The organism is Sphaerisporangium sp. NPDC088356, assembly GCF_040685555.1.
Lineage (GTDB): Bacteria > Actinomycetota > Actinomycetes > Streptosporangiales > Streptosporangiaceae > Sphaerisporangium.
The window spans coordinates 1-24,861 of the sequence record NZ_JBFBIK010000106.1 but is presented as its reverse complement, the minus strand read 5'-3'; the positions used below and the strand labels follow the sequence as shown (position 1 = coordinate 24,861).

Here is a 24,861-nt window from a genome sequence, read left to right as displayed (position 1 = left end):
CTCTCCTCGAAGTGAGGAGAGCCCTGTCAGCGCTTATGGAGCGTAAGAGAAGCGGCCGTAGTAGTCGCCGATCTTCTGGCGGTAGGCGGGGTCCTTGTAGGTCTCCTCGTCGAACTCCGGAGCGTTCTTGATCTCCTCCTTGGTGCGGGAGAGGTAGATCTTGTTCTCCTCGGGGTCGACCCGGGTCACCGCGGCGGCGGGCACGACGGCCTTCTTGCCGAATATCCAAAGACCGGTGTCGACGACGAGGTAGCTGTCCCCGGCCACGTTGCTCTCCTCGTCCACCGGACCGACCTTGCCATCGGTGGCCTCGACGTCGTAGCCGATGAGGCTCAGGTCGGGGTCGGGGGCGACGCCTTCGCGGTAGGTCCAGGACTCGCTCATATGTCGCACTCCCTGTCGTCGAGACGGTGATAACCCTCGACTACCCAGAGTAGCCGCGCTAAACGCGGCCGGCGATCAAGAAAGGGACGTGCTGAGCACGGCCCGGTGGGTCGGCAGAGCCTGGCGGTGGCGCTCGATGCCGGCCTCGGTGATCTTGACGAAGACGCCGCGCCGGTCCTCCGCGCACATGCTGCGGCACACCAGCCCGGCCTTCTCCAGGCGCGAGATCAGCCGCGACAGCGCGCTCTGGCTGAGGTGGACGGTGTCCGCGAGCTCCTGGACGCGGTAGCCGCCGTGCTCCGACTCGGCCATGCGGTCGAGGACCTCGAAGTCGCTGACGCCCAACCCGTGCTTCTCGCCCAGCTCGCGTTCGAGCGTGCACCACGTGGCCGCATGCCGGGCCAGCAACTCACGCCATGAGTTCACGACGTCGAGCTCTTCCATGCCGGGACTATAGCGTGCACGCACATTAGATGCACACGCATTAAGTGGTTGTGCATTTAATGTGTGCGCATATAATGTCCTGGCCCATATTTGCCTCCTCGAATGTGGAGACCCCCGCCTACTCCTCGCACGTACAGGGGCACTTCGGACACATTTTCGGGATCGGGAGTTTCGCCGCGAACCGCTGAGGCATTCTCGGCATCTAAGGAGTTGGTGAACGCAGTCGAGGAGCCGAGCCCATGAAGAGGATCGCCACCGCCCTTGTGCCGCTCGCGCTCGTCGCGGCCTGCGGCACCACCCCTGGCTCTCCGTCAGGGGCGGCGATCACCCCCGCGGCGTCGTCGCCCGCCGTCCTTCCGCCCCCTGCTTCCCCGTCGGCCTCCGCGTTTTCGCCCTCGACGCCCTCGACGCCCACGACGGCCACGGTCACGCCGTCCACCGGCTCGTCCGAGCTGCCCCCGCCCACCGGCACCAGGCAGGTCGAGGTGAAACGCGCGCCCGCCAGGCCGCCCCTGGTCAAGGGGGCACGCTTCGCCGCCCACCCAGGGTACGACCGGGTGGTGATCGACCTGCAGGGCGCCAGTACGGGGTACACCGTGGGCTGGGTGAAGCAGCTCATCGAGGACGGCTCCGGCGAGCCCGTCGACGTCAAGGGCGGGGCCTATCTCCAGGCCACGCTGACCCCGGCCAGCGCGCACACCGAGGACGGCAAGCCCACCTGGGGGAGGACCCCCATGCTCCAGCCCGACCTCGGCAACGTCACCGGCGTCGTGCGAGCCGGCGACTTCGAGGGCGTGGTGACCGTGGCCATCGTGCTGCGCCACCGTGCGGGGTTTCGGGTCACCGAGCAGTCGAACCCGTCGCGGCTGGTCATCGACATCGCCCACTAGATCGGGACGTGCCGGGCGAAGCGCGCGGCTCAATAGACTTGTCGCGTGGTACGCAAAATAGCGGGCGCGACCCGCATCCCAGTGCCGGGCGGCAAGGTCATCGACGAGTACGTCGGCCGCGTCAACAGTGGCGACGAGCAGGTGTCCATCGCCCACATGACCGCCCCGGCGGGCTGGGAGGAGCCGGCCCAGACCCCCGAGTTCACCGAGTACACCCTCGTGCTGCGCGGCACCGTCGTCATCGAGCACGACGATGGCGTGACCGAGGCGTCAGCGGGCGAGGCGTTCGTCAGCTTCCCCGGCGAGAAGATCCGCTACACCGTCGGCCCCGAGGGCGCGGAGTACGTCGCCGTATGCATGCCCGCCTTCTCGCCCGACACCGTGAACCGCGACGAGTAGCCGGGCGATCATCCCAGGTGGTCGTCGCCCGCCGGTGGGACCGGCAGCTCGACGCGGGTCGTACGGCGGATGACCGGCGGCTCCGGCGGTGCTCCGTCTGGATACGCCATCCGTGGGCCATCATGTGCGAAAAGACTCCTTAGGATGTTTCGATGACTCAGCAGCCCACGCTTGACGAGATCCGCAAGGCCCCCAAGGTTCTTCTCCACGACCATCTCGACGGTGGCCTGCGACCGGAGACGATCATCGACCTCGCCCGCCAGACGGGCTACGACCGGCTCCCCACGACCGACGTGGAGGAGCTTCGCACCTGGTTCCGCGAGGCGTCCGACTCCGGGTCGCTGGAGCGTTACCTGGAGACCTTCGACCACACGGACGGCGTCATGCAGACGCGCGAGTCGCTGGTGCGCGTCGCCGCCGAGTGCGCGGAGGACCTGGCCAACGATGGTGTGGTCTACGCGGAGGTGCGGTACGCGCCCGAGCTGCACACCTCCGGGGGCCTCAGCCTCGACGAGGTGGTCGAGGCCGTGCTGGAGGGCTTCAAAATCGGTTCCGAGGGCCGGAACATCCGGGTCGGGGCGCTGCTGACCGCGATGCGCCACCAGGCGCGTTCCATGGAGATCGCCGAGCTGGCCGTGCGCTACCGCGACGTGGGCGTGGCCGGGTTCGACATCGCGGGCGCCGAGGCCGGCTACCCGCCCACCCGGCACCTGGACGCCTTCGAGTACCTGCAGCGGGAGAACTCCCACTTCACGATCCACGCGGGCGAGGCCTTCGGGCTGCCGTCGATCTGGCAGGCCATCCAGTGGTGCGGCGCCGACCGGCTCGGCCACGGCGTGCGCATCATCGACGACATCCAGGTCGCCACCGACGGCACCGCCAAGCTCGGACGCCTGGCGGCGTACGTGCGCGACACGCGCATCCCGCTGGAGATGTGCCCGACGTCCAACCTCCAGACCGGCGCGGCGCCCTCGCTCGCCGAGCACCCCATCGGCCTGCTGCGCCGTCTCCACTTCCGCGTGACGGTCAACACCGACAACAGGTTGATGAGTGACACCAGCGTGTCCCAGGAGTTCGCCAACCTCGTCGAGACCTTCGGCTACGAGTGGGACGATCTGCAGTGGTTCACAGTCAACGCCATGAAGTCAGCGTTCATCCCGTTCGACGAGCGGCTGGCGCTGATCAACGGCGTCATCAAGCCGGGCTTCGCCCGGCTCAAGTGGCAGGCTTGAGCACTGCGCCGGAGGCGTTAGCGTGGTGACCGCCCTGCTGAACGGAGAGGTAGCGGTGAGCGAGCGGTGAAGCCACAAATCTTCAGGTCCAAGACGGCCTGGGTTCTGGGCTGGGTGTGGATGGTGTTCGCCGCGTTCAACGCCGTCGACCTGGTCGCCAACGGCACGATCCCGTCCGCTCTCGTCGCGGGCGCGGTGCTCGCCGTGCTGACCGCCGCGGTCTTCGTCGGCTGCCTGCGCCCCGGCATCCTCGCCGGGGAGGACGGCATCCTGGTGCGCAACCCGCTGCGCAACGTCTTCGTCCCGTGGAAGGCCGTCGACGGCATCCACGTCTCCCACGCGATCATCATCGAGTCGGGCGACGACAGCGTGCGCTGCTGGACGCCCCAGTCGTCGGCGCGCGAGCGGGCCAAGGCGGTGCGGCGCGGGGCTCCCGCCGTCCCGGCCAAGTCGGGCCGCTATCCCAGCACCCAGCCGCAGCTGTCCAAGGCCGAGCAGGCGGCGGCGCAGGTCATGGCCGGCCGCACGCATGCCGACTGGGTCGCTCAGCAGCTCACCGAGACGGCGGAGAAGAAGTCCCGCGCCACGGGCGAGCGGCTCCCCCTGACCACGAACTGGTCCCCCTCGGCCCTGGGCGTCCTCGCCGCCGCCCTGATCCTCGTCATCGCCGCCCTCATCCTCGCCTGACCCGGTTTCACAGTCCGAGGGCTGTTGAGAGGTCGGACTTGAGGGAGTCCAGGTCCTGTGCGGCCTGGGTTCTCGCGGTGGAGATGTCGCCGCTGACCGGGATCACGACCTCCAGGTAGCACTTGAGCTTGGGCTCCGTGCCCGAGGGGCGCACCACCACGCGGGCGTCGCCGTCCAGCCGGTAGCGGAGCCCGTCCGTGGGAGGGAGGCCGTCGACGCCCGTGCTGAGATCGTCCACCGACCGTACGGCCCGGCCGCCCAGCTCCCGGGGAGGGTTCGACCTCAGCCGCTCCATGGCGTCCGTGATGAGCGACAGATCGTCCACGCGGACCGAGAGCTGCGCGGTCGCGTGCAACCCGTACTTACCAGCCTGGTCGTCGAGCAGGTCGAGCAGGGTCCTGCCCTCGCGCTTCGCCTGAGCGGCCATTCCCGCGACGGTGAGCGCCGCCCCGATGCCGTCCTTGTCCCGTACCGGCAGCCCCTGGTCGGAGCCGACGCTGTAGCCGAGCGCCTCCTCGTAGCCGTAGACGAGCCCGTCCCCGGCCTTCACGATCCACTTGAAACCGGTCAGCGTCTCGGCGTGCCGTACCCCGTGTGCCATGGCGATCTTGCCGAGCAGCGAGGACGACACGATGGAGGCGGCCACCAGCCGGGCGGGGCCCGAGGTGTGGTCGATGACGTACTCGCCGAGCAGGCCGCCGACCTCGTCACCGGTGAGCATGCGGAAGCCGCCGTCCGGAGTGGGCACGCCCACGGCGCAGCGGTCGGCGTCGGGGTCGTTGGCGATCACCAGATCAGCGCCGACCTTCTCCGCGAGCTGTAGCGCGAGGTCCATCGCGCCCGGCTCCTCCGGGTTCGGGAACGCGACCGTCGGGAAGTCCGGATCCGGCTCGAACTGCGCCTCGGCCACCGACGGCGTCTCGAACCCGGCCGTGGTGAAGGCCCGAAGCAGGACCTCCCCGCCCACGCCATGCATCGGCGTGTAGACCACCCGCAGGTCACGGGCATTGCCCAGGGGCAGGGCGCTCACCGCGGCCAGATAGGGCCGGACGATCACCGTGTCGCTCAGGGTCTCCCACTCGTCTCCCAGCGGGAGTCGGTCCACGCGCCCGACCGTGTCGATGGCCTCCGAGATCTCCACGTCGAGCGGAGGCACGATCTGGGCGCCGTCGCCCCAGTACACCTTGTAACCGTTGTCCCTGGGCGGGTTGTGCGACGCCGTCACCATGACGCCCGCGTCGGCGCCCAGGTGCCGTACGGCGAAGGCCAGCACGGGGGTGGGCCAGTGATGGCCCATCAGGGAGACGCGCAGCCCGGCTCCGTTGAGCACGGCCGCCGAGTCACGGGCGAACACGTCGGACTTGTGCCGGGCGTCGTACCCGATGACGACGTGCTTGCCCGGCCCGAGCCGCCTGGCCAGGCCGGCCGCCGCGCGCATGACCGTCACCCGGTTCATCCGGTTCGGCCCGGCACCCAGCTCGCCCCTCAGGCCGGCCGTACCGAACTCCAGCTTGGCCCCGAAACGGTCCTGAAGCTCGGCGGTGTCACCGCTGTCGAGGATCTCCTGGAGCTCCGCCCGCGTCTCCGCGTCCGGGTCCTGCGCCAGCCACTCCTCAGCCCGCCGCACGAGATCAGACATAACGCCCCTTCAGCCCAATCAAACTCACGTAAGAAGCCGGCCAGCAGACCGAACCGGGTCAATGTAGCCCCTCACCGGGCAGGAGCGGCCACCGCCTCTCCTGCGCCGGGAGTGGACCGGGCGAGGACAGCTGGGTCGGCTCTCAGAGCTTGTTGACGACCTTGGCCAGCAGGACGCCCATCCGCGCCGCCGTCGCCTTGCCGACCTCGAGGACGTCCTCGTGGTTCAGCGGCTCGCCGACCAGGCCCGCTCCCGGATTGGTCACCAGGGAGATGCCGAGCACGTCGGCCCCGCCCTCACGCGCGGCGATGGCCTCCAGCACGGTGGACATGCCGACCAGGTCACCACCCAGCGCGCGGAGCATGCGGATCTCGGCCGGGGTCTCGTACGTCGGGCCGCGGAACGCGACGTACACGCCCTCGGCCAGCGACGGGTCCGCCTCGCGGGCCAGCTCGCGCAGGCGCCTGGAGTAGACCTCGGTCAGGTCGATGAAGGTGGCCCCAGTGATCGGGTTCGCGCCCGTCATGTTGATGTGGTCACTGATCAGCACGGGCTCGCCGACGCTCTGAACCTCGGGCCGCAGACCCCCGGCGGCGTTGGTCAGCACGACCGTGCCCGCACCGGCCGTGACGGCGGTGCGCACCCCATGCACGACCAGGTCCACGCCCCTGCCCTCGTACAGATGGGTGCGGCCCAGGAAGATGAGCGCCTTCCTGCCGGACTCGGTCTCGACGGCCCTGACCTTTCCGGAGTGCCCGGCGACAGCCGGGGCCGCGAAGCCCGGCAGCTCGGTCACCAGATGTTCGGAGATCGTCGTGCCGATGGCGTCGGCGGCCGGCACCCACCCGGACCCCATGACCAGCGCCACGTCGAACGACTCGACACCGGTAAGGGACTTCAGCGCACCCGCGGCTTCCGCGGCGAGTTCATAGGCGTCACTACTCACGACCACCGAGGCTACAACCCGAATGTAAAGATCAACACAGCGGCCGACCGGCTGCCGGCGATGGTGGGCCTTACGGAGAAGGACACGGCTGCCGCCGACGGTGACGACGAGGTCCGGCCACCGCCTCGCAAACGCCGGGACGCGGCTGTAGGAGCATCCGGCTTCTTCGCGTTCTACGGGTCTTTCTCATCCGGCTGAAATGCCGCCGCCGCCCGGACCGGAACCATTTCAAATACCTGAACTGTGATGAGCGCTTAGTGATCACCATAACAGCTCGACATCCGAGGAGCCTTTGATCAGCGCTTTCTCGGGTTTCATCCTCACCGATTGCTGATGCGATAAATGACAGTTCGTAGCGGTGTGCTGTCTAGGTGTCATGTGACATGGATCACCATTGAAGGCGCAGAAGTTTCCACATACGTTCCAAGTGATCTCCACAGGTTTCCTTCAGCTTCCTGCGAATAGACGGGGTAATCGCTGCGTGGCGGCGCCCTGGTGCTTTGGCATGCCTACAGAAGGGGCGACCTATGCGTCGTTCGGGGTTGCGTCGACGATTGAGTCTCTTTTCCACGTATCTGGCCGCGTCGGTGGTGCTCATTTCAGGAGTCGGCGTACCTGACGGTTTGACGCCGCCTGCTTCGGCCAACTCTGTCGGGCAATCGGATGTTCAGGTGTCCGCCGCTGATGTTGATACGCCTGTTCAGCAAACCGGCTCGGCGGCCGGCCTGCCGCATTTGGTGTCGGCGGAGTCGACCAAAGCGGATGCGCAGTCATTTGGGATAGCGGAAACGGAGCGAAAGCCGCCGAAGGGCGCGTTGCCGCTGGAGGTCCGGCATCAGGTTTCCAAGGAACCCGCCAAGGGCGGTTTGAAACCTCCGCCGTCCCCGTCCCGGGATGTCCTAGCCAAGGAGGGGCCGGACGCTGGCAAGAACGGGAACGCCCCCGGTGGGTGGTCTTCCCCTTCACTGATCCCCGCTAAGCGGGCATCTGGTGCGCTGACGTCGGCGAACGGCTCTGCCGCGGCTGCTTCGAGTTGTTACTACTCTGCGTGGTCGGCGATTTCGAACTACTCGGTGGGTGCCACGGTTTCGTATTTCAACACCACCCAAGGGATGACCGAAGCGCATGATTTTCGGGCGACCAGGGATCCTCAACACTCGCCGCCCATGACGACGACGGCGTGGCAAGACCTCGGGCTGTGTTACGTGGCATCGCAGCCGCAGCCTCCAATTTTCCAGGGTTTTTGGCCACGGAATGATGCGCTGGCCGGGTCGTTGACACCGACGCTTGAGGCCTCGGCTTACTCGGCCACCGGCGGCGGGGTGTCCTATTACTTCCAGATCTGTTCCGGGCCGTCCGGCCCGTCAGGTAGCTGGGATTGGTGTACCGGCAGCTCGTGGACCAATGGCGGTACATGGGTCGTCCCGGCCGGCAAGCTGAAGTGGGGCAAGAGCTACTGGTGGTCGGTTAATGCGCAGGACACCTCCAACAGTCTGATCGCCACCTCGTCGTGGATGACTTTGACGCCTCAGCCCGAGCAGCCATCGATCAATTCCCTGCTCGGCAGCGGTACCGGCGGCCGGGAGTTCAACCATGTGGTGGGCAACTACACCCAGACCGTGACCGATGCCTCGGTGGCCACCGTCGGCCCGCCGCTGGCTGCCACTCGCACCTACAACAGCCTGGACCCGCGCACCGATGGCATGTTCGGCGCTGGGTGGAGCACCCGTTGGGACATGCGACTCGTGGACGAGCCGCAAACCCAGACCGTGCTGGTCAGCTATCCCAATGGCAGCCAGTCGCGGTTCGGTGCGATGGGGGACGGGAGCTACGCGCCACCACAGGGCACCTACGCCACCTTGGCGACGGTGACCGGTGGTGGGTGGCGGCTGATGGACAAGTCCTCCGCCTCCTATGTCTTCGACGCGCAGGGCAGGGTGGTGAAGGTGACCGACAACCGGGCCCGCGCCCAGGACCTGGTCTATGGCACCGACGGCAAGCTCGCCAAGGTCACCTCGACCGGTGGTCGGTCTCTGTACTTCACCTGGAGCGGCGGCCACGCGGGCAGTCTGTCCACCGACCCGGTGGACGGGGCGCCGCTGAGCTGGTCCTACACCTATGACGGGGACAAGCTGGTCAAGGTGTGCGGGCCGGGTTCGGCTACCGCGTGCACTACCTACGCCTACTCCGACACCTCCCGCTACAGCACCAGCGTGCTGAACTCGGTGCCCTCCAGCTACTGGCGATTGGACGAAGCAACCGGCGCCAAGAATTCCAAACTGGCCAGTGCGGTCGGCTGGGACCTCGGTAACGATGATGCCTTCTTCAGCAGCGGAGCCTATGACGCGACCGTGGGGGTGACCGGAGCACTCGGCGGATCGGCCGACACCGCAGTAAGGTTCGCCGGAACGTCGGCCTCCAGCTCCTACGTTTCGCTTCCCGATTCCGCGATCAGCGGCCGGGGAGGCTACCTGACCGTCGAGGCGTGGTTCAAGACCACCGGCTCGGGTGTCGTGCTGGGTCACAGTAATGCGTCCTCTGGCACGCCGACGAATTTCACCCCGGTGGTGTACGTGGGCACCGACGGCAAGCTGCGCGGCCAGTTCTGGAACGGCCAAGCCAACCCGATCACCTCCACTGGCCTGGTGAACAACGACCAGTGGCATCACGTGGCGCTGTCGGGCGATGGCAGCAGCCAGACGCTGTACCTCGACGGGCAGGCCGTCGGCACGCGCAGTGGCACCATCGACCACCGCGATCAGTTCTACACGCGCTTGGGTTCGGGTCACACCTCAGCTACATGGCCGTCTTCCACCACCTCCAAGCAGGTGTTCCCCTACAAGGGCGACATCGACGAGGTCGCAATCTACGGCCGCTCGCTGCCCGCTGCGGAGATCCGCGCTCACTACCAGGCGGGCGTGGCAGCCCCGCAGATGACAAAGGCCACCCTGCCGTCGGGTCGAGTATGGGCGGACAACGCCTACTCCGCCGACGGCGGTCGCCTGCAGACCCACACCGATTCCAACGGTGGCCTTTGGAAGCTCAGCACGCTGCAGTACAGCGAAGACCCTGAAGGCGACCCGCAGGCCACCATCACCATCACTGATCCCCACAACGGAACGCTCGTCTCCGTTCACGACTCGCTTCGCGCCCAACGTGTGACCCGTGAAACCGACCAAGTCGGCAAGACGACCACCTACGAATACGACACCGGTGGTTACCTCGGCAAGGTCACCGACCGAAACGGGAACACAACTCAGCTCTTCCATGATGACCGCGGCAATATCATCGGACGCCAGACGTGCCGTGCCTCGGGCAATTGTCAGACTGCCTACTACAGCTACTACCTGAACACCGACGACAACTTCGATGCGCGGAACAATGGGATGATCGCGTCACGAGATGCGCGGTCGTCGGATGAATCGGACAATACCTACGCCACCACCTGGGACTACACGTCCTATGGCGAGGTGTCGGCGAAGAAGACTCCTGCCACCTCGGGTTTTCCGAGCGGTAGGTCGGCGACCTATTCCTACACCGACGGCAGCGAGCAGGCGGTCGGAGGCGGCACCGTGCCGGCCGGGCTGCTCAAGTCGTACAAAGACTTCAAGGGCAATGAGTCGACCTACCGCTACACCCCTGCCGGTGATCTGGCGGAGGGAAGATTGCCATCCGGGTTGTTGGTCAAATATGGCTACGACTCACTCGGTCGATTGAAGACTCGCTCGGAGATTTCCGCGGACAATCCTACCGGTGTGACCACCGCGTTCGCTTATGACGGATTGGGCCAACTGGTCTCCCATACCGGCGCTCCGGTGAAGAATGAGGTCACGGGCGTTACGCACACGCCAGAGGCGCGTTACACCTACGACCTTGACGGTAACAAGCTGACCGACACCGTAGTTGACCTGACCGGCGCGGATCCGAGCCGTACCAATACCTACACGTATGACGACTACGGACGGGTCGAAACTGTCATCGACCCGGTGGGTGACGTCGTCTCCTACACCTGGGACCACACTGGTTCCCGCATCCGCGTCGTGAACCAGGTGGGTACGACCTTCGACTATGCCTATACCGCGCGAGGTGAGATTGCCGCTCGGACGTTGAAGAACTGGACGGGTAGTCCCGTCAGCCCCCAAACACCTCGTGATGTTGTTCTGGAGTCCTACGCGTACGATCCGGGAGGCCGGCTCGCTTCTACGACCGATGCCATGGGGCGCAAGCGCACGTACACGTACTACAACGACAACCAGCTATCGCAAGAGATCGCTGACGATGTTCTCCTGAACGGCTCGACGACACGCGTGGACGCGGTGCTCGGCGCTCTCACGTACGACGCAGCGGGCAACCTCACTCGGTCGGTCGACGGTGGACTTATCCGTACGGACTACGTTTACGATGCCGCCAACCGGTTGACCTCCGAGACGCGTGCTCCGGCCGGACGGGGTCTCAAGACCGCCTACGCCTACGATGCCAACGACAACCTCGTCAAGGTGACGCGCACCGAGGCAGGGACCTCACGAGTGGAGGTCACCGACTACTCGTACAACGTCTCCGACCAGCTCATCAGGCGATCGGTAGAGAATGGCGCGGATGACCTGATCACGACGTGGACGGTCGATGATCGCAACGTGGTCACGGGCGTTACCGACCCGCGTGGCAATCTGACCGGAGCCGATGCGGCGCAGTTCACGACAAGCTTCCGCTACGACGCCGCGGCTCAGCTGGTCGAGGTAAAAGCGCCGCAGGTCCAAGTTGAAAAGATCGGCTCCGTTGCGACCGCGCAACCTGTGAGCCGCTATGGATACGACGGTGCGGGCCGCCTCACCCATGTCGTCGACTCCGAAAACCGCACCACCGTCACCGCTTACGACAAGGCGGACCAAGTCATCTCGGAAACGAGACCGGCGTACACCCCACCAGGCGGCGGAGCCACGGTGACCCCGAAGGTGGACTACGCCTACGACCCCGCCGGCCGGTTGACCGGAGTGACGGACGCGCGTGGTTTCAGCACATCAGGTCAGTATGACGCGCTGGGCAACCTGGTGCGCGTCACCGATCCCGCCTCTGGAGGTCAACAGCGCGGTCAGTGGGTGACCGAGTATGACCTGCTCGGAGAGCCTCTCGCGGCGGTGGACCCGACAGGCACCCGGGTCGAGGGGACCTACGATGATCTCGGCCGCCTGATCACGCATACGCAAGTGGAACGTAAGCCCGCATCCGCGGCCTACACCACCACGCTGCAATACAACAACGCGGGTTATCTCACTAAGGCTGTGGCGCCGGGGAACAAGACCACGACCTACGGGGTCAATGCGGCCGGAGAGCTTACCTCCGTTTCCGATCCGCTCGGGCATGCCACGACCTTCGCCTACGACTTGGCGGGACGAACGGTCAAGGTGACCGACCCGTTGAACAATTCGACGACGGCCGAGTACGACCTCGCAGGTCGTCAGCTCACCGCGAAGGATTTGAACAGCGCTGGCTCGACCCTGCGCACCTTCTCCTACGGGTGGGACGCGGCCGACAACCAGACCAGCGCCACCACCCCGGAGGGCTACACCACTCACCGGAGCTATGACGCGACCAACCTCCTAGTGAGATTGGTCGAGCCCGTAACGTCGTCCGAAACCATCACCACTACCTACGGTTACGACGCGGTTGGGGCTTTGACGCGTACGACGGACGGCCGGGACAACACGGTATGGACGACGTACAACACCCTCGGCCTGGCCGAGTCCACCGTGGAGCCGTCCACGTCGGCGTATCCCAACCAGGCCGACCGCACGTGGACCGATGTCTACGATGCCGCAGGCAACGCCGTCAAGCTGCTGGAACCGGGCGGCGTCCGGATCGAGCGGCAGTTCGACGAACTCGGACGGGTAGTGAAGAAGACCGGGACCGGCGCCGACGTAGCCACACCTGAGCGGTCGTACGTCTATGACCTCGCAGACAGGCTGACAGGGATCGGCGACTACACGCTTGAGTACAACGACCGAAGTCTGCTGACGAAAGTCTCCAAGCCTTCCGGCCAGGTCGCGGCTTACACCTACGACTCCCATGGGAACCCGACCCAGCGGAACGACACTACGGGCACCGCCACCTTCACCTGGGATGACGTGGACCGGCTGGCCACGGCTGCGGAACCCATATCCGGTCGCTCGTTCACCTATGGGTACGACAACGCTGACCGTCTCACATCGCTGGTGTCGGCCGGCCCCGCTACCACCCAAGCGTTTACGTACGACGACATTGACCGGTTGAGCACCCACACGCTGAAGAACGGCTCAGGTGGCCAGCTGGCGAAGATCACATATGGGTGGAACAAGGACGACCAGCTAACCTCCAAGGCCACAAGCGGCACGGCCGGAGCAGGCACCAACACCTATGGCTACGACCAGAGCGGACGCTTGACGTCGTGGACCGCGGCAACCGGAAACGTCACCGCCTATACCTGGGATGCCGCTGGCAACCGGACCAAAGCCGGAGATCAGACCTATGTCTACGACGAGCGCAACCGCCTGATCTCCGGGGGTGGCAGTCAGTACACCTACACCCCGCGCGGCACCCTGACGACTGAGACGAAAGCAGGCACCACGCGAAATCTGTCGTTCGACGCTTTCGATCGGCTGATCTCGGATGGAGATGCAACTTACACCTACGATGCGCTCGGTCGTCTTTCTTCTCGTGTGAAAAGCGGCAGCACTCAACAATTCACGTATTCGGGTTTGGACAACGACATCGCCTCTGCCGCCGACGGTTCGGGGACGATCCAGGGCAAGTACGGGCGTGATCCGTTCGGCACCCTGCTCGCACTGCAAGAGGCCGGTGGTCCGGCCCTCGGGGTGATGAGCGACCAGCACGGCGACGTCGTGGGCACCTTCTCCGGCACAGCCCTCGTTGACTCGACAGCATACGACCCCTTCGGGCAGGTGATCGCGCAAACCGGCACCCGTCGATCCCTCGGTTACCAAGGCGAGTGGACGGATCCGGAAACTGGGAAAGTCAACATGAATGCCCGCTGGTACCAGCCGGGAACTGGCGGCTTCACCTCCCGGGATGACTGGAACCTGTCCCCCGACCCATCGGGACGACTGAACCGGTACTCGTATGCCAACGGCAATCCTCTGACGCGCATCGATCCTTATGGTCACTGCTCATCTTCCGTGGGACGTAGTACGCAAACCGCCGACTTCTACTGTCCCCCTCCGCCGAAGACCGAGGAGCAGAGACTAAAGGAAGAGAAGCAGGAGCTTCAGAAGTATCACGGGCAGCGTTCCGTGCCCAATGTGCCCACTGCGGACACGCTGAACCGGGAAAAGCAACAGATGAAGACTCATTCTAAGCCGAAGGACAAGCCGAAGCCTCCTACCCCTCCTGGCGATCCGTCGGATGACACCCCAACGGGAACTCCCAAGAAACCGAAGAGCACAACCCCCAGTCCTGGGCAGCCCAAGACGCCTAAGGGGCATGAGCCCAAGTACCCGGAGCCGAAGGGCACGGCTGAGCTTAACGGGGGTGGACCTCTTAATTGTAAGGCGGATCCACACAACCCACTCTGTGGTGACAATCCGGCGAATGTGTGCAAATGGAATAAGTACATACCGGGCTGCGAAGGAAATCCGAGCCAAGATGCGCCAGGTCCCAAGAAGAACGACAAGGCCATCAAGCCGGATCAGGAAAAGCCTGTTGAGTACGACATTAACAATCTTCCGCCGCTTGAATGGGAACCGGTCGGCGGTTTCGTCAGCACCGTCACCCCGCAGGGTCCGAGAAACGGCACTACACAGCCTGTTGAAACGATCGTCAACAAGACCACGGACGATGTTGTCCGCACGATTATCGACAACGTCACGCCCAGCCTGCCGTCTGGCAGTAACTTCGGGGGGGATCCGGGATGCGGTCCCGATACTCCCAATAGTTTCATCGCCGGCACTCCAGTCCTCATGGCCGACGGCGGCCGGAAACCGATCGAGGACGTCAAGATCGGCGACCAGGTGCTTGCGGCCGATCCCGCCACCGGCCGCGTAGAGGCCAAGCCGGTCGTTAGTTTGATCAAGGGCGACGGCACCAAGGACCTTGTGCGCATCACCATCGACGGTGATCGAGGAGCCGCTACCGACACCATCACCGCTACGGACGGGCATCCGTTCTGGTTGCCCAAGCTAGGCGAGTGGCTTGATGCCGCCCAACTCCAGCCAGGCATGTGGCTGCAGACTAGCGCAGGCACCTACGTTCAGATCACCGCCATCAAAAAGTGGACCGCCCACGAGCGCGTCTACAACCTCACCATCGACGACCTGCACACGTATTATGTCTTTGCAGGACATCGAGCGGTACTTGTTCATAACGATGCTGGGCGCGGTCGCGTCTATCGAGTCATCCGTCCGGATGAGGATCTCGCCGTTGGACTGAAGCCAAAAGATCCTTATGGGAACGTGAGTATCGACGAACATGTTAGGGTTGGGTCGCGACCCGGATTCACTAGTCAATTTATTTCTACAACCCGCAATCGTGATATAGCTGAGAGTTGGGCTGCGCGCTCGGGTAATCGACTCGTAGAAATAGATCTCGACGGCGTAGAGGGAAGTATCATTGATCTGTCAACGCATGAGGCTCGGCTGTTTTATCTCCTCGATTGGAAGGGGCGTGGGTATGCCATGAAGTCCGAAGAGGTTTTAATCGAGGGTAGCGTACCACCGCACGCGGTTAGGGATGTCTCTGATTGTGGTTGACAGGAAAGTTGAAGCGGAATCTCGCTTTCGGGGTATAGTGGATCAGCTAATAACCGATTTGCGCTTAGGGCGGGGTATGGAGGAACGAGTGTTATCGAATCTCAAGAGCGCCTTAGTGGAAGTCGGTGATGCGTGGCAAATGGAGACGGCTCTTCCTAAAACGCTGGTCCACTTTTTGGTGGGGCTCTTCTCCTGGATCGACTCCTCTAGTTACCTGTATGATGATGTTGAAGGACATCGCATACGAAGGGCGGCAGCTGAAGTTGAGTCTCTCATTTTTCGGCATGTGGTTCCCATGTCGGAGAATGGGTCGCCGACATAATCAGGTCAGATCACTGGCGGTTTGATGAATGATCGAATCTTGTAGTGCGTGACATGCATGAACTAGTTTCGCCCTCTGCTCACACCAGGGCCCCGGCGAGTTTGAGCTTTGCCCCGGTCTCGGCGGCATCGCGGGGATGAAGTCGTAATGAGTGGCCAAAAACAAGAAGGGCACGGCCTCCATACCTGAAGATCAGTGGTTCTTCACGCCGCTTGTCTTCGGGAGGAAACCGTGCGCGTGGCGTCATCTTCGCCCATCACCACGCTCCGTGGGCTGGACATCGGGGAAGCCGTCACCGATCCAGCGCGGCGTGGCGACCTTCTGACCCGGTTCGGCCGCCTTGGTGACCCACGCTCGCGGCATGGCCGGCGGCATAGCCTGACCTCGGTCCTTGCCGTGGTGGCCTGTGCAGTGGTCACAGTGAGCGGTGACTCGCTGAACGGGATCCAGCAGTGGGCCGACCACGCGCCCCAGCCGGTGCTGGCCGGCCTGGGGGTGTATCGCAACCCGCTGACCGGACTGTATGAGCCGCCCAGCGAGCGCACCATCCGCCGAGTACTACAGATCGTGGATGGACAGGCCCTGGATGACCAGATCAACGGCTTTCTGCGGGACCTGGCCGGCACCCCGCCACCGGTGGTGTTTTCGGTGTTCTTCGACACGATGGGCAGATCCAGGGTCTCGCACAGGTCGCGAGCCCGCAGAGGCCGGCCGACGTCGGCGAAGACGGCGAGAATCTGCTGGTAGGCGGGGTGGTCGGGCAGAGGCCCAGCACGCCCACGGCCAGGCCGCGTTTGCGCCCGGGCACCCGCTTGGCCGCGTCCTTGCCTGTCGTGGAGGAGGGGACTCCGGCCGCCGCGTGCACGCTTTGGGTGTCCAGCACGACCAGGCTCGGGTCGGCTAATCGCCCCCGTTTCTCCCTGCATGCCAGCGCAGCAGGTCATGGATCGTCTGGTCGGTGCCGTCGTCGCGCCACTTGGCGAAGTAGTAGTAGACCGCGCTGCGGGGCGGCAGGTCGTGCGGCAGGAAGTCCCACTGGCAGCCGGTCCTGCCCTGGTAGAGGATCGCGTTGACGATCTCCCGCATCGCGTAGCCGCCCTGATGGCCGCTGACCGACGGGTGCGCGGCCTTCCACGCCGTGATCACCGGCTCGATCAACGCCCACCGTTCGTCGGATAAGTCGCTCGGGTACGGCTTGCGCTCACTCACGCCGCCATCCCAGCACACCCAAGCCCACCAGCCAGGCATAACGCTACAGATTCGCCCGATCACACTACGACATAGCGGGCGTCAACTCGCGAACCGCCCTCTCAGGTTCTGCCCGGCCTCGTCTTCGAAGCAGAGCCATGCCCCCTGCTGCGCCGCCAGCCTTTTATGATCGGCCACTGCTCGTCCTTCCAGCCGGCGATGGCCTGCTCATCGCGTCCGGCGGCGCGCCGGGCGGGGGCCTGCCAGCTCCAGCCCAGCCGGTGCAGCAGGTAACACACCCTGCCCAGGGTGTAGCCCACCTTGAAGACCTTCTCGATCACCTCGGCGATCCGGGCCAGGGGCCAGCACTGGTCCGGCCAGCCGTAGGTCATCGGCCCCGCCTCCAGGACCTGCTCCAGGTGCGCCAGCTGGGCGTCGTCCAGCTTGCACACCGCCCCGCCGGCTCCTTTGGACACCAACGCCTGGCGTCCGCCGTTCTCCAGCGCCCGCCGCCACCGGCCGGCCGACATCAGCGAGACCCGGAACTCGGCCGCCACCTGCGCGTCAGTGGCACCCTGGGCGAACCGGTCCGCCGTCCGCATCCGCACCTGCTCCCGGCGTAATCGCTGCTCGGCGGTCAACCCACCACCATCGGGATACCTCATGACCCGGGCGTAACACCTCAACAACCGGCTGCCAGCGCACCCGCAGGTGAGGACACCTAACCCTCACCTTTGAAGCTCTAGCCTGGAGGTGACTTCCACCGGTGGGGTGTTGTGGCCGCATGACGGCGCGTTGCGTACCCTGCCTGGAGATGTGTCCCTGCTGCTGGGCGGGGCCCTGGAGAGGGATGCGCATATGACCGACTTGATCGAGCGGGCGGCGAAGCTGGACGCCGTGGACGCATTGGCGCATCTCCGTGACGAGTTCGACCTCGATCCCGCAGTGGTCTACCTCGACGGCAACTCGCTGGGGGCTCCGCCTCGGCGGGTGGCCGGGCGGGTCGAGGAGGTCGTGCGGGAGCAGTGGGGGCGCAGGCTCATCAGGTCGTGGCCGGAGAGCTGGTGGACGGCGCCCGAGCGGGTGGGGGAGAAGATCGCCCCGCTGGTGGGCGCGGCCCCCGGGCAGGTCGTGGTGGCCGACTCGACCAGCGTCAACATCTTCAAGGCCCTGGTGGCCGCGGTACGGCTGTCGCCGGGGCGGCGGGAGATCGTGGTGGACGCGGCGACGTTCCCGACCGACGGGTACATCGCGGAGTCGGTGGCAGAGCTGACCGGCACGGTGCTTCGTCCGGTCGTCGTGGACGAGCTCGATGATGTGCTGAGCGACCAGACGGCGGTGGTCCTGCTCAACCACGTGGACTACAAGACCGGGCGCCTGTACGACATGGCCGGCCTCACGGCCAGGGTCCACTCGGTGGGCGCGCGCGTGGTGTGGGATCTGTGCCACAGCGCGGGCGTGCTCCCGATCGAACTGGACGCGCTCGGTGTCGACCTGGCCGTCGGGTGCACGTACAAGTTCCTCAACGGCGGCCCGGGGGCGCCGGCCTTCATCTATGTGCCGCGCGAGCTCCAGGAGTCGTTCCGCCAGCCGCTGTCCGGTTGGGGCGGCCACCGTGATCCGTTCGCCATGGCGGACAAGTACGACCCGGCCCCGGGGATCGCCCGTGCCCGCGCCGGCACCCCCGACATCCTGTCGCTGCTGGCCCTGGAGGCGGCGCTGGAGGTCTGGGAGGGCGTGGACCTCGCGGACGTACGGGCCAAGGGCCTGTCGCTCACCGGGTTCTTCATGGAGTGCGTGGACGAGCTGCTCGGGGGCGCCGTCGAGGTGGTCACCCCGCGCGACGGGAACCGTGGCCACCAGGTCTCACTGCGCCACCCGAACGCCGGCGCGCTGATCGTCGAGCTGACCGCCCGCGAGGTCATCGGCGACTTCCGCACCCCGGACGTCCTCCGCTTCGGCTTCGCCCCGCTCTACAACCGCCACACCGACGCCCTCCGCGCCGCCCAGTGTCTTGTGGACGTGCTGGCCGCGGGACGCTGAAGCAAGGAAGCCGGTGGAGCGGTGCCACCGGCTCCTCGCGATCTCATTCGAAGACGCTCTTACTGCCACTGGACGCCCTCGTAGCCCAGCCGTAGCGATACGGGAAGCCGCTGTTCAGGACCGGTCGACGTACCACTCGCCGCAGACGCTCGGGCGGCCGTCCTTGGGACGGAAACAGGCACGCGCCGCGAAGTGGTGCTGGGTGTCGGTGTTCCAGTTCATCACCTGGTCCGACGTGGACGTGGTGAAGGGGCCGCACTGCTTCCAGCCGCCCCGGCTCCTCACGATGTTGTCATCGTAGAAGTGCGTGGGGACGTCGCTGCCCATCGCGTTCAGGCTGCGATCGGCCCACACCTGGTCTCCAGTCTGGTAGGTGGCAGCCGTGATCGCGGCGAAACTGTGGTTGAAGGCCTTGCCGTTGCGAAGCTCCACGTCCCGCCCGTACGCGCTGAAGGACACCCCCCAGCCGACGCGGCCGGCTCGGTGAGACGAGGTGGCTGAGTGTCGGCGGAGCGGCTGTCCGAATTGCTGTCAGAGCTGAAGCTCCGGGGCGGCCGCACGTACGAGGCGCTTGGGCGCCGCACCGGGATGAGCCGGTCCACGGTGCACCGCTACTGCCGGGGCGAGATCGTCCCGGACAGCTATGGGCCGCTGGAGCGCATCGCGAGAGCGTGCGGCGCGACCAAGGCCGAGCAGGAGGCTGTACCGGCGGTGGACGCAGGCCGCCGCGTCTTCGGCCATGGAGTCGGCACCGCCCGTCCTGTCCCTGGTTCTGGAGCGTCCGGAGGCGGAGATGGGGATGGAGGCATCGGGGCCGGTGGCGCCGGCCGGTCTCGCGACGCCCGGCTTCCTTGTGCCCGAGATCTTCGACACGCCCGAGGCCGAGGTGCGGGAGGCCCCCGGCCGGTGGATCGAGGCACCTGAGGTTCCCGGGCCGGCGCCCAAGCGCTTCGGGTCACGTCAGGGGCTCGCGCTGGCGGGTGCGGCAGTGGTGATCCTGTGCTTCGCGGTGCTCGGAGGCAGCACGGCGGCCCCGTCCCAGCCCCCGCGCCGGGCGGCGCAGTGGATCGCCGGGCCCGCCTGGACGCTGGACGCCGCCCCGGTGCCCCGCACGCTGTTCGGCGTCACCCTGAACAGCTCCACCGGCACCATGCCGGGCTTCCGGGTAGGCGGGTGCGGCTGTGGGACAGCGAGACCCGCTGGGCGCAGATCCAGCCGAAGCGGGGCGAGTTCGACTGGACGGTCCTGGACCGCCTCGTCGGAGGAGCCCACGACGCCGGGCTGCCGGCGCTGTTCGTCATGGGCGGCACGCCCGCGTGGGCCAGCCCCCGGCGGCCCTCCCGCGCCGTACCCGGACGGTTCCAGGGCCTCGCCGCCCGATGACCTCGCCGACTGGGACACGTTCGTGCGCGCCGTCGCCACCCGCTACCGGGAGCGCGTCGAGGCGTACGAGCTGTGGGTGCTCGCCAACGATCGCCGGTTCTACGCCGGCAGCGTCGAGAAGCTGGTCGAGATGACGCGGCGGGCCCGCAGGATCATCAGGGCGGCCGACCCCGAGGCCACCGTCGTCTGCCCGGGGATGGGGCAGTTGTGGACGCCCGAGGGGCGACGTGTCCTCCAGCGGTTCGCGCAGCTCGGAGGGTACGGTCACTGCGACGTCGCGGGCATCAAGCTGTACCAGCGCACCGCCTCCGACCCGCCCGAGAGCATGCTGGAGCTGGCCACCACGGTCGATCGGGCGATGCACGAGGCGGGCATCCAGCCGCGCCTGTGGAGCACTGGCACCGCCTACTCGATCCCCCTCGAGAGCCGGCTCGACGAGGAGCGCGCCCGTGACTACGCCGTGCGCTTCTTCCTCACCGGGCTGTACGCGCGGAACGTCAACCTGGAGAGGATGTACTTCTACAACTGGGGCGGCACCAAGATCCCGATCGTCCTGCAGGCCGAGGGAGGCGCTCCTACCCGTGCGGCGCTGGCCGTGGAGCAACTCGAACGGTGGCTCGCCCACGCCGAGAGCCGATCGTGCGGTCACGGCCTGGCGATCGGACTCCCCGAGAACGTCTGGCAGTGCGACTTCACCATGACGGAGCCCGAGCCCGGTCACACCGCCTCGATCAGGTGGGCCGTCACGGGGACGGCGGCCACCACGGCCGGTCCGAAGGCCCGGGAGGTGCGGCGGCTGGACGGGACGACCACGCTCGTACGGCCCGGCGACACCGTCACCGTGTCAGGAGAAGCCGTTCTGATCGAGGACCGTTGAAGGTCAGTCGCCGATTGAGGTGCAGGGGCGGCTTCTGAGGTCGGTGACGTAGTCGTCGGGGGCTCCGGCCTTCTCGGCGGCGTCGGCGAGGATGCCGAGATAGCGCGCCGACGGCAGGCCGCCCTCGTACCCGTCGAGCACGTAGAACCACGCGACGATCTCGCCGTCGAGGGTCGCCACCCGGAGCTTGACCTTGTGGTAGAGCCCTAGCGCGGCCCCCTCCCACTGGTCGAGCGAGGGCTCGTCCCAGTCGGGGACGTCGTAGAGGACCACGAAGACGTGCTCATCGGGACTCTCGGCGATCGTGGCGAGCGCGCCCTCCCAGCCGACGTCCTCGCCGCCGAAGGTCAGGCGCCAGCCTTGCAGCCAGCCAGTCCCGCGCATGGGCGAGTGGGGAGCCCTCTGGGCCATCTGCTTGGGGTCCATGTTGCTGCCATAGGCGGCGTAAACAGGCACGGCACACAAGAGTAATCCAAGATCCGGGTGCGGATCCGGCCAGGCGCCTCCAACACGCGCCAGGAACATGGTGGCGGCTTTCTTTCTTACGGTGACGAGGGTCCGCATCGGTGGATTCATAGGGGTTTTCCGCTGAGAATCGAGCTTTTTACCGGTCTTCGTGGCATCTGATCGGGTATTGCACCCCGGGCACCCCGCGCCATACGGGACAATGGGGTATGTGACGAGGATTGTGATCATTGGCGGTGGGCCCGGAGGTTACGAGGCGGCGCTGGTCGCGGCTCAGCTCGGAGCCCAGGCCACCGTGGTCGAGCAGGACGGTCCGGGTGGAGCGTGCGTGCTCACCGACTGCGTGCCGTCCAAGACCATGATCGCCACATCTGTCCGCAAGCAGGCCCTTCTGGATGGGTCCTCCCTCGGTGTCAACTTCACCGGTGGACTCGACGGCGACGTGGGCGGCGTCCAGGTCGACATGCCGCTGGTGAACAAACGCGTCAAGGAGTTGGCGCAGGCGCAGTCCGCCGACATCGCCGCCAGGCTCACCGCCGAGGGCGTCGAGGTCATCCGGGGTTCGGGACGCCTGGTCGATCCCCAGGTGGTGCGCGTGGGCGACCAGACCATCAGGGCCGACGTCGTCATCGTGGCCACCGGCGCGACGCCGCGCGTGCTCCCGGGCGCCGAGCCAGACGGGGAACGCGTCCTCACCTGGCGGCAGCTCTACGATCTCGACGAGGTGCCCGAGCACCTCATCGTCGTCGGCTCGGGCGTCACCGGCGCCGAGTTCGCCGGCGCGTACCGCTCGCTGGGCTCGCAGGTCACGCTCGTCTCGTCCCGCGATCGGATGATGCCGAACGAGGACGCCGACGCGGCCGAGGTCCTCGAAGAGGTCTACCGGCGCCGTGGCATGAACGTCATGGGCAAGTCCCGGGCCTCCTCGGTCAAGCGCACCGAGCACGGCGTGGTCGTCACCCTGGAGGACGGCCGCACGGCCGAGGGCAGTCACTGCCTCATGACCGTCGGCATGATTCCCAACACCTCCGGCCTGGGCCTGGAGGAGGCGGGCGTCACCCTCGACAAGAACGGCTTCATCCAGGTCGACAAGGTGTCCCGCACCTCGGCCCCCGGGGTCTACGCCGCGGGCGACTGCACCGGCGTGCTCATGCTCGCCTCCGTGGCGGCCATGCAGGGCCGCATCGCGGTCTGGCACGCGCTGGGAGAGGCCGTGCAGCCGCTCCGCCTCGCCACCGTGGCGTCTACGATCTTCACCGACCCGGAGATCGCCGCCGTCGGCGTCTCGCAGCGGCAGATCGAGGCCGGCGAGGTCGAGGCCAACGTCGTCAAGCTGCCGCTGGCCACCAACGCCCGCGCGAAGATGCAGGGCTTCAACGACGGCTTCGTGAAGCTGTTCTGCCGCCCGCACACCGGCATCGTGCTCGGCGGCGTCGTCGTCGCCCCGCGCGCGTCCGAGCTGATCCTGGCACTGTCGCTGGCCGTCCAGCACCGGCTCACGGTCGACCAGATCGCCCACACGTTCGCGGTCTACCCGTCGCTGGCCGGCTCGATCACCGAGGCGGCCAGGCGCCTGATGCTGCCCGTCAAGTCCACCGTGATCTGAGCACGGCGACCCGTCGGCCGAGCACGTCAGCCGGGTCTGACGCACCCGAGTACGTCCCGCCCTGTCACGTCAGACGGGAGCCGACTCTTGTGAGTACGTCCCGCCCGGTCACGTCAGACGGGATCTGACGCGTCCGAGGGCCTCCCTGCCGTGATATACGGCCGCGGCCACGCCCGCGAGCTGGGGAACGCTCTGGGCGACGTTCAGCGACTGCTTGGCGGCCTCGTAGGCGTCCAGCGCGCGGCGCCAGTCCGGGTCCACGCCGCTGGTGGTCATGTGGTTCACCTTGTAGTCGAAGTCGAGCGAGTCGATCTCCTCGCCCAGCCTGATCACGTCCTCCTCCGCGTCGCGCCGCGCGGCGGCGAACCGCGTCGCCCGCTCGGCCCTGCGCCGGTGTGAGAGCCCCCAAAGGATCAGGGTGATGCTGAGGCCCACGCCGCTGAGGATCACCAGCACCAGGCCCAGCCCGCCGCTCCCGCGCGTGACCAGCGGCCGGAGCGGATCGGTGCCGCCCGCGTCTTCAGAGCCCGTGGGCAGGTTGGACGTGCTGCCGACGGCGTCGTCCGGCACGTTCGCCGGAGTGCCGAGCGCTCCGGTGAGGTTGACGTCGTCGGCCTGGATGAAGGACGCCTTCTCGACCGTCGCCCCGCTGAGGTCGGCGCCGTTCAACTCGGCCTGTACGAGCTCCGCCTTCGTGAGGTTGGCGCCCTTGAAGACCGCGAACTGCAGCTTGGCCTGGCCGAGCTTGGCGTCGCGGAGCTTGGCCCTGGTGAAGTCGGCGTTCCTGGCCTCGATCTGGCCCAGGGTGGCCTCGTTGAGGTCCGCGTCGACCAGTGTCGCGTCGGTCAGGTTGGCCTGGGTCAGCTCGGCCCTGGCCATGATCGCCCCGGTGAGGTCGGCGTGCGGGAACTCGGCCTGGCCGCCGTGGGCGTCGGTGAGGATCGTCCCTCGCAGGGTCGCGTGCTTGGCGTGCATCTGCCCGAGGTCGGCGTCCGAGAGGTCGGCGCCGCTCATGTCGGCGTACTCCAGGCGGGCCTGGGTGAAGTCGGCCTCTTTCATCGAGGCGTTCCGGAGGATGGCCCCGGTCAGGTCCTTCTGGGTGAAGTCGACCTCGTCCAGCTTGGCGTTGGTCAGATCCGCGCAGCGCAGGTTGTACGGGAGCGTGGCCCCGTTGGTGAAGTTCCTGCCTCGGAGCTTGGGGCCCGACCCGGGCTTGCACGGCGCGGCCAGCACGGCCTCCGCCGCCGCGAGCGCGACCGTCGCGGACCCCGGCGCGGACGCGGACGCGGACAGGGCCGGCACGGCCAGGAAGAACAGCCCGGAAACCAGGGCCAGGGGGATGGGACGACGCAACGCAGCCTCCTCGACAACTGCGCCGAGTGTGGCAGCGGATCATATACGCGGGGTTGCGCGTCCCTTGCAGATCGCTTTCGCCATCCCCGGCCACGCGCAGCAGTTTGGAAGATCGGCCTTCGCGAGGCTCGTACAGGTGAAGCGACGGTTCGTACACGTGAAGAGCCCCGGCGGGGGGGGGGGGGCCCCCCCGCGGAGATGAACAAAGGGCCGGGAAGAAAACCACAACCCCCAAAGGGCGAGGCCAAACGGAAAAACCGGAAGA

20 protein-coding genes are annotated in these 24,861 nt (G+C 66.5%); 11 read left to right on the top strand and 9 right to left on the bottom strand.

Translation table 11 applies throughout. The features are described from left to right. Positions 1-33: 33 nt before the first annotated feature. Both AB0O34_RS28975 and AB0O34_RS28970 read right to left on the bottom strand, forming a co-directional pair. Entirely contained in the window at positions 34-384 is a 351-nt protein-coding gene (locus tag AB0O34_RS28975) for a PRC-barrel domain containing protein (RefSeq protein ID WP_363920711.1), read from the bottom strand. A 75-nt stretch (positions 385-459) separates the two neighbouring features. Beyond that, entirely contained in the window at positions 460-852 is a 393-nt protein-coding gene (locus AB0O34_RS28970; RefSeq protein WP_363920709.1) for a MarR family transcriptional regulator, read from the bottom strand. 215 nt (positions 853-1,067) lie between these two features. Here AB0O34_RS28970 and AB0O34_RS28965 point away from each other — a divergent pair, with 215 nt between their 5' ends. From AB0O34_RS28965 to AB0O34_RS28950, 4 genes are all read left to right on the top strand, one after another. Beyond that, positions 1,068-1,718 (top strand): hypothetical protein, encoded by a 651-nt coding sequence (locus tag AB0O34_RS28965; RefSeq protein WP_363920707.1) that lies wholly within the window; start codon positions 1,068-1,070, stop codon positions 1,716-1,718. Between the two features lie 45 nt (positions 1,719-1,763). After that, positions 1,764-2,117 carry a cupin gene (locus tag AB0O34_RS28960; RefSeq protein WP_363920705.1) on the top strand — a complete coding sequence of 118 codons (354 nt, stop codon included), beginning with the start codon at positions 1,764-1,766 and terminating at the stop codon, positions 2,115-2,117. A gap of 152 nt (positions 2,118-2,269) precedes the next feature. Next, positions 2,270-3,349 carry an adenosine deaminase gene (locus tag AB0O34_RS28955; RefSeq protein WP_363920703.1) on the top strand — a complete coding sequence of 360 codons (1,080 nt, stop codon included), beginning with the start codon at positions 2,270-2,272 and terminating at the stop codon, positions 3,347-3,349. 66 nt (positions 3,350-3,415) lie between these two features. Then, positions 3,416-4,036: a PH domain-containing protein gene (locus AB0O34_RS28950; RefSeq protein WP_363920701.1), complete on the top strand. Its 621-nt coding sequence runs from the start codon at positions 3,416-3,418 to the stop codon at positions 4,034-4,036. A 7-nt stretch (positions 4,037-4,043) separates the two neighbouring features. Here AB0O34_RS28950 and AB0O34_RS28945 read toward each other — a convergent pair whose 3' ends face one another. Both AB0O34_RS28945 and AB0O34_RS28940 read right to left on the bottom strand, forming a co-directional pair. Then, positions 4,044-5,675, bottom strand: a complete 1,632-nt coding sequence (locus tag AB0O34_RS28945; protein ID WP_363920699.1) for a phospho-sugar mutase — start codon at positions 5,673-5,675, stop codon at positions 4,044-4,046. A 142-nt stretch (positions 5,676-5,817) separates the two neighbouring features. Beyond that, the gene (locus AB0O34_RS28940; protein ID WP_363920713.1) at positions 5,818-6,621 is read right to left on the bottom strand and encodes a purine-nucleoside phosphorylase; all 804 of its coding nucleotides are present in this window, start codon (positions 6,619-6,621) and stop codon (positions 5,818-5,820) included. A 527-nt stretch (positions 6,622-7,148) separates the two neighbouring features. Here AB0O34_RS28940 and AB0O34_RS28935 point away from each other — a divergent pair. Beyond that, a complete protein-coding gene (locus AB0O34_RS28935) occupies positions 7,149-15,359 on the top strand; it encodes a polymorphic toxin-type HINT domain-containing protein (protein WP_363920697.1) in 8,211 nt (2,736 codons plus the stop codon). 517 nt (positions 15,360-15,876) lie between these two features. Then, positions 15,877-16,428, top strand: a complete 552-nt coding sequence (locus AB0O34_RS28930; protein ID WP_363920695.1) for a transposase family protein — start codon at positions 15,877-15,879, stop codon at positions 16,426-16,428. Positions 16,429-16,581: 153 nt separating this feature from the next. Here AB0O34_RS28930 and AB0O34_RS28925 read toward each other — a convergent pair whose 3' ends face one another. Together AB0O34_RS28925 and AB0O34_RS28920 are read right to left on the bottom strand one after the other, a co-directional pair. Then, the gene (locus AB0O34_RS28925; RefSeq protein ID WP_363920693.1) at positions 16,582-16,890 is read right to left on the bottom strand and encodes a transposase; all 309 of its coding nucleotides are present in this window, start codon (positions 16,888-16,890) and stop codon (positions 16,582-16,584) included. A 101-nt stretch (positions 16,891-16,991) separates the two neighbouring features. Beyond that, positions 16,992-17,510: a winged helix-turn-helix domain-containing protein gene (locus tag AB0O34_RS28920; protein ID WP_363920691.1), complete on the bottom strand. Its 519-nt coding sequence runs from the start codon at positions 17,508-17,510 to the stop codon at positions 16,992-16,994. A 217-nt stretch (positions 17,511-17,727) separates the two neighbouring features. Between AB0O34_RS28920 and kynU the strand changes: the two genes are divergently transcribed. Next, on the top strand, positions 17,728-18,912 hold the full coding sequence (kynU, locus tag AB0O34_RS28915; RefSeq protein ID WP_363920689.1) for a kynureninase: 1,185 nt from the start codon (positions 17,728-17,730) through the stop codon (positions 18,910-18,912). A 114-nt stretch (positions 18,913-19,026) separates the two neighbouring features. On the opposite strand, the gene AB0O34_RS28910 is transcribed toward kynU, so the two are convergent. After that, a complete protein-coding gene (locus AB0O34_RS28910) occupies positions 19,027-19,371 on the bottom strand; it encodes a hypothetical protein (protein ID WP_363920687.1) in 345 nt (114 codons plus the stop codon). A gap of 42 nt (positions 19,372-19,413) precedes the next feature. On the opposite strand from AB0O34_RS28910, the gene AB0O34_RS28905 reads away from it, so the two are divergent. The 3 genes from AB0O34_RS28905 to AB0O34_RS28895 all read left to right on the top strand — a co-directional run bounded on the left by AB0O34_RS28905 (position 19,414) and on the right by AB0O34_RS28895 (position 21,172). Next, on the top strand, positions 19,414-19,836 hold the full coding sequence (locus tag AB0O34_RS28905; RefSeq protein ID WP_363920685.1) for a helix-turn-helix transcriptional regulator: 423 nt from the start codon (positions 19,414-19,416) through the stop codon (positions 19,834-19,836). A 75-nt stretch (positions 19,837-19,911) separates the two neighbouring features. After that, positions 19,912-20,295, top strand: a complete 384-nt coding sequence (locus AB0O34_RS28900; RefSeq protein WP_363920683.1) for a beta-galactosidase — start codon at positions 19,912-19,914, stop codon at positions 20,293-20,295. Positions 20,296-20,317: 22 nt separating this feature from the next. Further along, positions 20,318-21,172 (top strand): hypothetical protein, encoded by an 855-nt coding sequence (locus AB0O34_RS28895; protein ID WP_363920681.1) that lies wholly within the window; start codon positions 20,318-20,320, stop codon positions 21,170-21,172. A gap of 3 nt (positions 21,173-21,175) precedes the next feature. Here the strand turns inward: AB0O34_RS28895 and AB0O34_RS28890 are convergent, their stop codons facing one another. Next, a complete protein-coding gene (locus tag AB0O34_RS28890) occupies positions 21,176-21,628 on the bottom strand; it encodes a gamma-glutamylcyclotransferase (protein WP_363920679.1) in 453 nt (150 codons plus the stop codon). 220 nt (positions 21,629-21,848) lie between these two features. Here AB0O34_RS28890 and AB0O34_RS28885 point away from each other — a divergent pair, with 220 nt between their 5' ends. Then, positions 21,849-23,243, top strand: coding sequence for an NAD(P)H-quinone dehydrogenase (locus AB0O34_RS28885; protein WP_363920677.1), 1,395 nt, complete (start codon positions 21,849-21,851; stop codon positions 23,241-23,243). A 108-nt stretch (positions 23,244-23,351) separates the two neighbouring features. On the opposite strand, the gene AB0O34_RS28880 is transcribed toward AB0O34_RS28885, so the two are convergent. After that, positions 23,352-24,596 (bottom strand): pentapeptide repeat-containing protein, encoded by a 1,245-nt coding sequence (locus AB0O34_RS28880; RefSeq protein WP_363920675.1) that lies wholly within the window; start codon positions 24,594-24,596, stop codon positions 23,352-23,354. Positions 24,597-24,861 lie beyond the last annotated feature (265 nt).